The following is an 11,701-nucleotide window of genomic DNA, read 5'->3' as shown; positions in this document are numbered from 1 at the left end:
AAGACGATACAATCAGCCGCACTCGGCGCTAGTTCACTCAACGGCCTTCAGCGCTGCACCTAACGAAATGTGCCCGAGTGGAGCCCCCATTTGGTCCGATCTTGCGATGCGCGCCCAGTTTGGCCGTTCAAACAGGAAGGCGCCAATCCCAGTACGCTTGACCAGCAGGTAGAGCACTACGGGGCTGACGACCGAGACAACCAGAACTGCCAAGCTGAGTGTGCCCGTTTCGGTGATCAGGACGCTCCTCAAGGGCAAGGCCCACAAGCCCTATGAGTTCGGCGTCAAGGTCTCGGTCGCCACCACGCTGCAGCGCAGCCGCGGCGGCCAGTTCGTCGCCCACGTCAAGGCGCTGCCCGGCAATCCCTATGACGGCCACACGCTGGCCACCGTCATTCCCGCCATCGAGACCGCGATCGGCGCCAATCTCGGCAAGATCGTCGCCGATGCTGGCTATCACGGCCACAACGCGCCGAACGACAAGATGTTCAAGGTCCATGTCGCCGGCTACAGGCGCGGCCTCACCAAGGCCATCGAGCGGGCACTGCGACGCCTGGCCGCCCTCGAACCGGTCATCGGCCATCTAAGAACGACCATCGCATGGGCCGCAACTTCCTGGCCTTCGCCGAAGGCGATACCAACAACGCAGTGCTCGCCGCCGTCGGCTATAACTTCAGCCTCTTGCTCAACTGGCTGAGGCTTTTGTGTGCCTTCTTCCTGGCGCTGTTCGCAGCCGCCGCTCCAGCAGCGATCAGCCTAACCGACGTGCCAATACCAGCCCCATCCTACCGAGCCCTGCTCGCAACTCACCATCGGCGAATTGGGCCGTCTTCACGGACGACTAATTATCTGCAAAGCGACAACGCGGTCGGGAAGTTCGATGCTCTGTTTTAGGGCTCTCAGGAGCGTACGCGATATTGTAGCACTGTCTCGGTGGCATCGGATGACGGGATCAAGCCCGCGCTAGCCAGAAACCTGCGAACTGCAGTGCGAACTTCCTGCACCTGTCCAACCAAAAGGTGTCCGCCAGTGTCGTAGACGACCAGCTTGGCACCGGGGATCTTGCTCGCTGCGAACTTGGCTGCTGGCAGCGTGTTGAACAAATCGTCGCGCGCAGAGATGATCATTGTCGGCGCAGTAATTTGTTCCAATGGCAGTTCATGCAACGCGGGGGTGCTATCGATATTGATTCCGGGGAAACGCAGCGACAACGGCTCTACGCTCTTGACGAAACTCATCACGCGGTCCCGCTCGGCCTGAGGCGCAGCCGCTACCAGCGCGGGTCGAACGCCGAGGAAGCGAATGAGCACTGAAGGCGCGATCTGCTCGGTGGCCCACCAAGCGAAATCGCCACCAGCATTGACGGCCCACAATGCGAACCTGTTGCCGCGGCTCGCTTCGATCGAGACCGGACTGGTAGGCGAATAAAGGGCAGGGACGATCAGAATGAGAACGGCGACCTTGTCCGGGTGCCGAAGTGTCAACTCAACTGCAGAACGCGCGCCTGCCGAAACGCCGACAACCACCGCTTTGGGAACATTCAGTTTGGAAAGCAACGCCGCGTGCGCATCGGCCTGCGCGGCTGGAGAGGGGTCTTGCGGAACGGGCGTGCGCAGATAGCCGAAGCGCGACGGCGCGATGACCCGAAAGCCGTCACCCACAAGATCGGCAGCAAGGGCAAGGCCTTGGTCAAAGCCGCCGCCGGCGCCGTGGATCGATAGGAGCGGAATGCCCGCACCCTTGTCGGCGTATTCGATCGGGCCCATGTCGAGGTTGGCGACCAGACTGCCTCGGCTGGCGGCGTCGCGCATAAGACCAAGCTCAGTCTTGTAAAGCAAGAAAACCACACCGGCGGCAGCCGCCATGGCGATGAACATGGTCAGCAGGAAACCTCCAGTTCGACTCATTGCAAAAAGCCCCACAAAAGGACGGGTGAATATTGACCTATCTTGCTTGGAAGCAAGTTGATTTATCTCAATGGAGCGAACCCAAAAAGGGCGATCTCGACACCACGCCGTGGATCGCCTGGTTCCTGGAGTGCCTGGACCGCGCCTTCGAGGGCGCGGAGACGATCCTCGTTTCGGTTCTGCGCAAAGCCCGGTCTGGGATGCCCACGCCGGGGCAGCACTCAACTCTACTACCGCCAGCGTCTCGCCATCGGCCGCTTACTTGGCGGGTTCGAAGGGAAAGCTGACCTCGTCCAACTACGCGGCTTTGGCCGAGCGCTCGCAGGATACGGCGGCCCGTGACATCGAGGACCTATCCCGCCAAGGCATTCTGGCCCGCGATGCGGCCGGCAGGTCGGAGCACCAGCTACAGTCTTATCGCCATTACACGCGATGCATTGAATGAGGTCGCGCGCTGGGCTCCGGCCTATGCTGATACGGCCGTGAGGGATGGGCCAAAATGCGCAGTCCGGAGGAGCCGCGCATCCGAACCGTGCCCATTCAGGCCATCGGCCGGGAAATTCAGGACCTGGCCGGATCCCGACGTGGCACCGAGATATGCCGACTTTGAAGCCCGGCTAAGGGCTCTGCAGGATCTCGGGCCTCTATCTGACGAGCACCTAGTCTCCGCGGTGGCACAGGCAATCCACCGCGCCGCGCGAGGTTTGGATTTTGAAAATCCGTTCCGCTCACCAAGAGCGGGCAGACAGGGATGGATCACTTCCGTCCGTTCACGAGGTCGCCGACAATGTCGTATTTGCCGGAAATACGCATCTTGTAGACTTCGTAATTCTCCATCACGCGCTGCACGTAACTTCTTGTTTCCGTGTAAGGAATCCGCTCGATCCAGTCGACGACGGCATCGATGTCCTTGCCGCGTGGGTCGCCGTATTTCGCCACCCATTGGCTTGCCCGGTTAGGGCCCGCATTGTAGCCGGCGAAGGTCAGCACATAGGAACCGTTGAAGCGGTCAAGCTGCTCGCCAAGAAAGGCCGAACCAAGCGTCGCGTTATAGCCGGCGTCGGTGGTCAGCTTTGTCTGCGAAAACTGCAATCCGGCCTTCTTCGCCAGTTGTTTGGCGGTTGCCGGCATCAGCTGCAGCAGCCCGCGCGCCCCAGCACTTGATACCGCGCCGATGTTGAATTCGCTTTCCTGGCGGGCGATGGCATAGGCCAGCGCCTTGCCGGAGCCGGAGATATTGGCCGAATCGGGAATGACGCCGAGCGGATGCGACAGCGCGCCGACATCGATGCCTCGCGCCCCGGCGATCTTGCCGACCTTCAGCGCCATGAAATGGTTGCCTTGCTTCTCGGCAAGAACAGCGAGCAGCGCCAGTTCGCCCGGGCTGGTCAATTGGCCGGCTAGGTCGCGATAGAGCGTTTCGGCATAGCGGTCGTAGCCGGCCTCCTGTAGCCGCTTGATGGCGCTAACGGCCTCGCGGCCGGTAAAATTCTGGCGATCGGCGGTATCAGGCTGGGGGTAGACGATGTTGAGCGCCTGCCGGCCGACGCGTTCGGCGGCAAGCTGGCCGTAAAATGTCGTGCCGTAGGCAGCGGCGCGCGCAAAATAGTCCTTGGCATTGCCCGGACCACCGACTTCCGCCGCACGGCCGAGCCAGTAGTAGGCGCGCGACAGGGTCATCGGTCCCTGTGCAAGGTCGGCGATGCGCACGAAATGCGTTGCAGCAAGTTTGGGGTCGTTCAGGCCACGCAGCGCGTACCAGCCGGCGTGGAATTCGGCATCCGCCGCATTGGCGGCACTTTCGGCGGCATGCATGGCGACAATCCGGTATGCCGTCTTCATGTCGCCCTGGTCGACCAGTTCGCGCGACAACACCCGGCGCTCGACCCACCAGGCGTCCGGATCGACCAGCGCTTCGCGATCGGTCGGCGCCTGCATCACGACAGAAGCGGCGCCGGCAAAATTCTCCTGCTTGCGCAGATATTCGGCCTGCGCGAAGAAATAGCCGGCCGAACGCTGCGCCGCCGGCACTGCCTTCAGCAGTTTGGCGGTGTTCTTGTCGCCTCTATCCGCCGCCGCCCAGGCCTCCGCAAGCTGTTGGGCGCCGGCGAGGCTGGCGACGCGCTGCGCGGAGCCAACCCGATCGGCATAGAACATGCGCTCCATGCGAAAACGGTGATCCGCGGCCGGGATCAGGCTGCCGAATTCCTTGATCAGCGCGGTTTCGTCCTTGGCTTCCAGGATCGCGGTGCGCCAGAACGGTGACAGCACCGAACGCGCCGCCTTGGCGTTGCCGGACGAGACATAGGCGCGGGCGAGAACCATCACGCCTTCGAATGTCGACGGCTGGCTGCCGTCGAACGCCCTGATAACGATGTCGGGGGCAGGGTTCTCGCGATAGAGCGCGCGCTCGCTGTTCTTGCGCAAGGCAACGGTGCCCGGCCAGTTGGGCAACATCTTTGCCGCGGCGGCGATGTCGCCGCTCGGAACCTTGTCGCCGCCGTACAGCGCAATCGCCCAGGCAAGGATGTGCTGGTCGAGCGAGTTGGCGGGAAGAGCATCACGCACGGCACGGGCGCCGGGAATGTCGCCAGCTGCGAGCGCATCGAGGCCCGTTTTTAGCCGGGAAACGCTGGCGAATTGCGATAGTCCTTTGTTCTCCAGGCTCGGGTCATGCAAGCTAGGTGTCGGAATGGCCGACGTGACTTGCATGTCGATGCTGTCGCTAACCGCCACGCTCGGCGTCAGCGCGACAAAGGCGCCGAACAACGCGAGAATATGAGGCCGTCTGGTCGCCATGGGTTCCGTCATTCTCTGCCCTTGCACATTATCAACAGGCACAAATAGGGTAAAGCCTAGGTGGATGTCATGAAGAGCCCGTAAACAAAGGTTACAGAGGTCGTTCGAATTGCGCTGGCTGGCTTTGGAACGAGCGTCGCTTTCGCTCCCCAAGTGGCCATTGCCCCATAGATCATCGGAGCCCTTTTCGGTCGACCCGGCCTACCTGCCGCAGGTGGAGTTCCCTCTCGGTCTATTCCGCCGAACCGTTGTCGCCGACGCCTCGGACCGGTTTCTTTACCTTGTCGAGGAGAACTGTAGCCCCCAGGGCTATGGGATAGGGGTAGGAAGGTCGGGCAAAGCAACGGCCCAAAACCCGCAAATGGACCGGGATGCTGCCCGCTTTCATCTCCAGCCAGGCGTCCGACACCTGTCGCAATTCGCCAAGCAGTGGCGCCACGTCGTTGGCCTCGACGACCTCGAAGACCAGACCGTCCTTTTCGGCGCGGCGATCGGCGTAGCGGAGCGGCTGGCGGCGCAGGCCGTCGAGATTGAACGCGGCTAAATCGACGCGCGCGACTTCGCCATGCTTCAGTGTGACCAGGCCCATGTCGAGATACATGGCAGTTGGTCCGGCTCCACGCCATAAAAGGCGGTGCGGACAGCCGAACGGTCGGCAAGATCGTGAAAGGCCCAGGCGAGCTTGGCGCCCTCCACCGGCCCGATCGGGCCACCAAGCGCGATAAGGCTCCCGCCTGAACGCGCATACATGATGAAGCCGCGACCATGGCGGCGGCATGAATTTTCCGCCGCCGGGTGTTGGATGCGACTACGCTCGGGCTATCGCCCTCCCTGCTTCACGCCCGACACCCGGCGCAATCGAATCAATGAAACCCGGCCGAACCCCACTTATAGTTCGCGGGAAACTGTTCAGACAACCGGAGCCAGCGCTCTCGTCGTCCAGGATTCCCATACCCTATGAGGGACAAGGGGGACCTTGAATGTCGAGGCCGGGCTGAAACGCTGGTCACAAATGCCGTCCTGATAAAGTGTCTTGCCGCTCGCGGCATCCAAAATCACCGGTGCATTGGACATCCTCAAGCGGCGCGGATTGGGCACGCATCGGAAAACCCAATAACCACGCAAGCAGGAACAGGACTGCGGCAAAGATGAATGGAAGACGGTCAATGTGACGCATTTGGAGCTCGCTCATGAGGGGATGTCAGAAGCGGCTTAGCGAGGTCTCTTGTCTCGATTTTGTCTCAAATGCGATACGTGTGGTTAACCTAAACAGATCGTAAAAGCCTGATCGAAGCAAAGGCTTGAACACCAAGCGGAAGCGCAGCATGCGAAAAGCCCCATCCACCCGCCGGCACGGTCTTGATGCGGCCCCGGAAGTCATCGTCCTTGGTCGCGGCATGCATGACGATGTCGGCGCCCAGGGTCAGCGGGCGGGCGTGGACCGGCAAGGCGCAGGTCGAGTCGACCGCCAGCTTGGCGCAGGCCTTGTGGGTGATCTCGGCGGCTGCTGCGATGTCGGTGATCGTCCAGAGCGGGTTGGAGGGCGTTCGTGGAATCACCAGCCCGAACGTCTTCATGAGCCCGCGGATTTGGTTGGACAGCTCGGTCGTGATCCTGACCAGCCTTGTCCGCGCGGCGACGAGCGTGCGGATCAGCATGCTGTCATAGCCCTTCACCCGTACCTCACCGTAGAAGCCAACCTCAGCCAGATGTGCCAGGCCATCGGCATCATTGGCGTCAGTCTTCTTGGGCGCCATGTCGAGCGCGGCCTTGGCATGCCGGGCGTCGATGCAGATCGCCGGAAGCCCTTCTGCGCTCAAGGCGTGGTAGAACCACACTGACAAAGGACCGGTCTCACACCACCCGCTTTGCCGCTGGCGCTTGCTTGCGGAGAACTTCTGCGATCAGGTTCGGACGGGCATTTGCCGCACCAAATCCTCTTGCCGTCACGCCGCACCACCGCCAGATCCGATTGGCAGGTGTCACCTACGCCTATCAGATGTACGGTCATTAGGAGCTGTTGGAGACTGGCTGGCCACCGGCGGCTATTAAACATATGAATCGAGGTAACCACGGCGGGTCTTTGAACGAATATGGTAAGAGCAGCGCCTTTAATCGACTACTCGGGCTGAATTGCAATGAACACAAGTGATCTCATCAGGGCGTTGGCTACAGACGCTCGACGGCCTGTGGTGCCGCTCTCCACAGTTTGGCTAGGCGCGTTGGGACTGGCAATTCTGATTGCGGCTATCGTCTTCTTCGCGACGCTCGGCCTGCGACCGGACATCCTCGCTGCCGCCCGGACGCCGCGTTTTCTGTTCAAGTTCGTTGTGACGATATCGCTCGCTGCGAGTGCGTTTGGTCCTGCTCGCGCACTTTCCCGCCCAGACGACGCGTGGCGAAAAGCAATTCCGTATTTGGCGATCGCTCCCGTCCTCATCGCCATTGCGGTGGTTGTCGAACTTTTCGTTCTTCCTCCGGATGTCTGGTCGGCGAGGATGATTGGCAAGAACAGCATGGTTTGCCTGACCTACATTCCCCTGATTGGCATCGGTCCCCTGGCCATTTTTCAGACGGTCCTGCGCTATGGCGCGCCGACGAGGCCGACCCTTGCAGGCGCGGTTTGTGGGATATTTGCGGGAGCGATTGCGGCGACGCTCTACGCGGCCCAGTGCACGGACGACTCGCCGCTTTTTGTTGCCACGTGGTATACGATCGCTATCGCAGGCTTGGCCGCAATTGGAGCCGTGAGCGGGAACATATTTGCGCGGCGTTGGTGACATTCTCGGGGTGGCGGATACCCCCCAGTGCAGCTCAACAAGCCTCACACAAGACACGCGGGATACTCGAGGATCCTGACCTGAAATTTGGAAGGACCTGTCGTGGGCATTCTGATTGGACTTGTGGTGACGCTCGGCTGCGTCCTTGGCGGCTTCATGGCCATGGGCGGCCATCTTCGCGTGCTGGTCCAGCCATGGGAAGCCGTCGTCATCTGCGGCGCGGCACTGGGCACCTTCCTGGTCGCCAACCCGATGAAGACGGTCAAGGATACCGGCAGGGGCATCCTTGAAGCCTTCAAGCAAGCGGTGCCGAAAGAGCAGGACTATCTGGAAACGCTCGGCGTGCTGCACAGCCTGATGCGCGAGCTGCGCTCGAAGTCGCGCAGCGAGGTCGAGGCGCATATCGACAACCCCGAGGAGTCGGCGATCTTCCAGGCCTTTCCGACCGTGCTCAAGAACCACGACCTGATGGCCTTCATCTGCGACTATTGCCGCATCATCATCATCGGCAATGCCCGCTCGCATGAGATAGAGGCGCTGATGGACGAGGAAATCCAGACCATCAAGTCCGACAAGATGAAGGCCTATCACGCGCTGGTGGCGGTCGGCGACGGCTTGCCGGCGCTTGGCATCGTCGCCGCGGTGCTTGGCGTGGTCAAGGCGATGGGGGCGCTCGACCAGTCGCCGGAAATTCTCGGCGGCCTGATTGGCGCTGCCCTGGTCGGCACCTTCCTTGGCATCTTCCTGTCCTATGCGGTGGTCGGGCCGGTCGCCACCAAGATCAAGACTGTGCGCGAGAAGAACAACCGCCTCTACATCATCGTCAAGCAGACGCTGCTGGCCTACATGAACGGCGCGCTGCCGCAGGTGGCGATCGAGTTCGGCCGCAAGACCATCTCGTCCTATGAACGGCCGACCATCGACGCCGTCGAGCAGAGCACGATGAACACCGGCTCCGCCGAGAAGAAGGCCGCCTGAACGCCTCTCGGTGTTCGGCGACCGTTTGTCGCAGTCGCCACAGACATGTCAGTAACCATGCCGCTGATCTGGCGGGCCGCATCATTGACACGCACTGTAAATGGTCGTTAACGTTTCGTTAACAATCAGGGACGAGCGGGGACAATGTTTTCCTTTTCGACGGCGCGGATCGTGCGCACGGCTGCCGGGACTGCGTTGGGATTGGTAGTTTTGGCATTGGCTGCGGTGTCTGCCGTTGCTGCCCATCCGATGGTAACGGGCGGCCTCACCTCGCAGCCGATCGGACACTACGATTTTTGCAAGGCCAATCCGGCCGAATGCTCCATTCGCCCAAGCAAACTGGCACCCGCCACCATGACCGACGCGCTGTGGAGAGAACTGACCAGCGTCACCGCAAAGGTCAACGCCGCGATCAAGCCGATGAGTGACTTGGACATCTACGGCAAGGATGAGGTCTGGGCTTATCCGGACCGGGGCGTCGGCGACTGCGAGGACTATGTGCTCGAGAAACGCCGTGAACTGAACCGCATGGGAATGTCGCTAGCCGATCTTCTGATCACTGTCCTGCGCAAGCCCGACGGCGAAGGCCATGCGGTGCTGACGGTGCGCACCGACAAGGGCGATTATCTCTTGGACAATCTGACCGACAAAGTCCGCCAGTGGGATGAGACAGACTATACTTTCTTGAAGCGTCAGGCGATCGACAACACCGGACAATGGGTCTCGATCCGTGAAGGCCAACCCGTCCTGGTTGGCGCGGTTCAATAGGGACGTGCGTCTCGCCTAAGGCGGACATTTTTTCTCAGGCTATGTGCATGAACTCGGGGCGTGGGATGTCAGCTCCCGCCCAGGTCCAGACTACAGATCACATATAGCCGACCTGCTTAGGCAAAGCTCTAAGCCTCGCAGGCGTCAGGAAGTCGAGACTGACTTCCGTTTGCCAGCCGAGCCTCGTTGCTATTCCCCGCACGCACGCTACTTTTCAAGGATATCGTAGCCGGTCTTCTTCCAATCGATCATTCCGCCCGATAAATGTGACACTTGGCTGAAACCGAGTTGCGTCAACTCCCGTGCCGCTATTTCGCTCATTCGCCCACTTCGACAATACAGTACGATCTTTGCAGATCTATCCTTCGGAAGCTTGTCAAGATTATCCGCGATTTTGTCGAAGACAATAAAGGCGTCAGTATTTCTGATCTCGCCCTCATATGGCGTGTGCACGTTCACGAAGAAGAAGTCCTTTTTCTTCAGCATCTCGGCCAACTGAAAACTCGTCAGGGTCGTGAACTTTGCCTCCTCCGCCTCGGTCGAGCCGCCAGACATCGTGACCGCTGACACTATTGCGATCAAAACGGCGGTCCGTCGATTGATTTCACTTTTTTCCGGTCCCATTTTGCTGCCTCCATATTCCTAGCGGGTTCCATACGACCGCCCGGCATGGGCCCTCCCTTTTCTGTCTGGGCGGGCACACCAATCTAGCGCATGCGCGCGCGAATATCTCTCACACTTCCGTCGTAAGGCACCAAGCGTTGGACCTATCCGCCAGCAGATTTCGACCAGCGGAACGAAGACGCTCCAGGATGCGCATTTCGTCTTGGAGTGCCGTATCCAATAGAGCGCTGCAGCGAAGCCTCCTGTCGAACATGGATGATGACATTTTCTCTGTGTCACAGAACAACGACGATCGTTCCGATCGGGACGCGTTCATAGAGATCGGCCACATGCTCATTGAGCATTCGAATGCAGCCGTTGGATACCGCCCGGCCGATCGTCCAAGGCTCTGTCGTGCCGTGAATCCGATAGTAGGTATCGCGACCGTTCCGATAAAGAGTGAGCGCGAATTTCCCCGCACCTTTTGCCATTGAGTGGGTTGATGCATGAGGTGTCCACCAAAATAGGTGGACACCAAGTTATGGAAGAAGATGAGCAGAAGCTGCGGGTGAGGCTTGTCGGTCGGAACGGGCGACGCCGATACGACCCCGCATCGAAGGACCGTCTTGTCGCGGCCTGCCTTGAGCCTGGTGTGTCGGTATCGCGGCTTGCGCTCGAACATGGGGTCAATGCGAACCTTCTTCGGAAGTGGATAAAGAAGCGCACGGAGACCCAGTCCCTCCCGCCGTCCTCATCACCGGCGTTTCTCCCGGTTCAGATTGAAAGCACCTCCGATCGGGCCTTGCTGCGACAGAGCAGCATGGCTGCGGTGGATTTGCCGGGGACTTGCGATGGGGTGCGTGGGTCGGCATCGAAAAGGACTGCGCTTTTTTCCTCTCCAGCCAAGGTGAGCGCGTCACTGCCGAACGGCGTGAAGCTGACGCTGGAATGCGGTGATGTGGATGCATTGACGGCGACCATCGGAGCACTGGGTCATGTTCAGACTGGGCGCTAACCTGAAAGTCTACCTGCACCGCGAGCCGATCGACTTCCGGGCCGGCATCAACAGCCTTGCGGTTCTGGTCCAAGAGACGATGGCGCTCGATCCGTTTGCTGCGGCGGTTTTTGCGTTCTGCAATCGCCGTCGCGACCGGATGAAGCTCCTGTTCTTCGATCGGTCGGGCTTTGTGCTGGTCCTGAAGCGGCTGACCGAGGACAAGTTCCGGTGGCCGCGCCGGGAGGCAGCGGTGGTCACGCTTACGACCGAGCAATTGCACTGGATTCTCGACGGCATCGATATCGATGCGATGGTCCGCCATCCGGTGCGGCAATATCAGGTTGCCGGTTGAGGGCTCTCGAATTGAGCGATTGACGCGGCGGCATGCTTTCGATTCAAGAATCTGATGAATCGACCCGGCGAACCGACTGTTGAAGAGTTGATGGCGCGTATTGCTGCGCTGCAGGCGCAGAACCGTCAACTCGCCGACCGCGTCGTCAAACTCGAGGAAGAGCTGGCGCTTGCACGACTGCATCGTTTTGCGCCGAAGAGCGAAAAGCACATTGATCGTCTCTTCAATGAAGCCGAACAGGCCGCGGATGAGGATGACGCCGACGGCGAAGATGACGATGTCGCCGACCTTCCGGATACTGGATTGCCAGTGGTCGAAAGCAAGACCGGAAAGAAGCGCGGCCGCAAGGCCTTGCCGGAAAACCTGCCGCGCGAGCGTGTCGAGTACGACCTTCCCGACGATCAGAAGGCGTGTCCTTGCTGCGCCGGCCAGATGCATCGCATGGGCGAGACCGTTACCGAGCAGCTTCATGTCGAGGTGAAGGCGAAGGTCCTGCAGAATGTGCGGTTCAAATATG

Annotated in this window: 9 protein-coding genes and 5 pseudogenes; 7 read left to right on the top strand and 7 right to left on the bottom strand. The window is 60.4% G+C overall.

Annotated features, from left to right (window positions below; translation table 11 throughout):
- Window positions 1-235: 235 nt before the first annotated feature.
- Window positions 236-726, top strand: a pseudogene (locus OOJ09_RS27250) (IS5/IS1182 family transposase); the annotation flags it as partial.
- A 173-nt stretch (window positions 727-899) separates the two neighbouring features.
- On the opposite strand, the gene OOJ09_RS27245 reads toward OOJ09_RS27250, so the two are convergent.
- From OOJ09_RS27245 to OOJ09_RS27225, 5 genes and pseudogenes are all read right to left on the bottom strand, one after another.
- A complete protein-coding gene (locus OOJ09_RS27245) occupies window positions 900-1,907 on the bottom strand; it encodes an alpha/beta fold hydrolase (RefSeq protein WP_269908162.1) in 1,008 nt (335 codons plus the stop codon).
- Window positions 1,908-2,663: 756 nt separating this feature from the next.
- Complete coding sequence (locus OOJ09_RS27240; protein ID WP_269908161.1) at window positions 2,664-4,706, bottom strand: lytic transglycosylase domain-containing protein; 2,043 nt, start codon at window positions 4,704-4,706, stop codon at window positions 2,664-2,666.
- A gap of 373 nt (window positions 4,707-5,079) precedes the next feature.
- A pseudogene (locus OOJ09_RS27235) lies at window positions 5,080-5,462 on the bottom strand (phosphatidylglycerol lysyltransferase domain-containing protein); the annotation flags it as partial.
- A gap of 194 nt (window positions 5,463-5,656) precedes the next feature.
- Window positions 5,657-5,883 (bottom strand): annotated as a pseudogene (locus OOJ09_RS32090) (class D beta-lactamase); the annotation flags it as partial.
- Window positions 5,884-6,091: 208 nt separating this feature from the next.
- Window positions 6,092-6,717: pseudogene (locus OOJ09_RS27225) on the bottom strand (PLP-dependent transferase); the annotation flags it as partial.
- Between the two features lie 127 nt (window positions 6,718-6,844).
- Here OOJ09_RS27225 and OOJ09_RS27220 point away from each other — a divergent pair.
- The 3 genes from OOJ09_RS27220 to OOJ09_RS27210 all read left to right on the top strand — a co-directional run bounded on the left by OOJ09_RS27220 (window position 6,845) and on the right by OOJ09_RS27210 (window position 9,232).
- Window positions 6,845-7,486, top strand: a complete 642-nt coding sequence (locus OOJ09_RS27220; protein ID WP_269908160.1) for an NrsF family protein — start codon at window positions 6,845-6,847, stop codon at window positions 7,484-7,486.
- A gap of 102 nt (window positions 7,487-7,588) precedes the next feature.
- Window positions 7,589-8,464 (top strand): flagellar motor stator protein MotA, encoded by an 876-nt coding sequence (motA, locus tag OOJ09_RS27215; RefSeq protein WP_269908159.1) that lies wholly within the window; start codon window positions 7,589-7,591, stop codon window positions 8,462-8,464.
- A gap of 144 nt (window positions 8,465-8,608) precedes the next feature.
- Window positions 8,609-9,232 carry a transglutaminase-like cysteine peptidase gene (locus OOJ09_RS27210; RefSeq protein ID WP_269908158.1) on the top strand — a complete coding sequence of 208 codons (624 nt, stop codon included), beginning with the start codon at window positions 8,609-8,611 and terminating at the stop codon, window positions 9,230-9,232.
- Window positions 9,233-9,439: 207 nt separating this feature from the next.
- Here OOJ09_RS27210 and OOJ09_RS27205 read toward each other — a convergent pair whose 3' ends face one another.
- Together OOJ09_RS27205 and OOJ09_RS27200 are read right to left on the bottom strand one after the other, a co-directional pair.
- Window positions 9,440-9,856 carry a rhodanese-like domain-containing protein gene (locus tag OOJ09_RS27205; RefSeq protein ID WP_269908157.1) on the bottom strand — a complete coding sequence of 139 codons (417 nt, stop codon included), beginning with the start codon at window positions 9,854-9,856 and terminating at the stop codon, window positions 9,440-9,442.
- A 275-nt stretch (window positions 9,857-10,131) separates the two neighbouring features.
- Window positions 10,132-10,311 (bottom strand): annotated as a pseudogene (locus tag OOJ09_RS27200) (L,D-transpeptidase); the annotation flags it as partial.
- 65 nt (window positions 10,312-10,376) lie between these two features.
- On the opposite strand from OOJ09_RS27200, the gene tnpA reads away from it, so the two are divergent.
- The 3 genes from tnpA to OOJ09_RS27185 form a co-directional block, all read left to right on the top strand.
- Window positions 10,377-10,850 carry an IS66-like element accessory protein TnpA gene (gene tnpA, locus OOJ09_RS27195; protein ID WP_269908156.1) on the top strand — a complete coding sequence of 158 codons (474 nt, stop codon included), beginning with the start codon at window positions 10,377-10,379 and terminating at the stop codon, window positions 10,848-10,850.
- Window positions 10,831-11,184, top strand: a complete 354-nt coding sequence (tnpB, locus tag OOJ09_RS27190) for an IS66 family insertion sequence element accessory protein TnpB (RefSeq protein WP_269908155.1) — start codon at window positions 10,831-10,833, stop codon at window positions 11,182-11,184. Before tnpA ends, tnpB begins: the two co-directional genes overlap by 20 nt.
- Window positions 11,185-11,238: 54 nt before the next feature.
- The coding region (locus OOJ09_RS27185) for an IS66 family transposase zinc-finger binding domain-containing protein (protein ID WP_269908154.1) at window positions 11,239-11,701 on the top strand (463 nt) is incomplete at its 3' end.

It is taken from the genome of Mesorhizobium qingshengii, from assembly GCF_027563465.1.
Lineage (GTDB): Bacteria > Pseudomonadota > Alphaproteobacteria > Rhizobiales > Rhizobiaceae > Mesorhizobium > Mesorhizobium qingshengii_A.
Note: the sequence above shows the minus strand (reverse complement) of the source record. Positions and strands in the feature narration are given on the sequence as shown.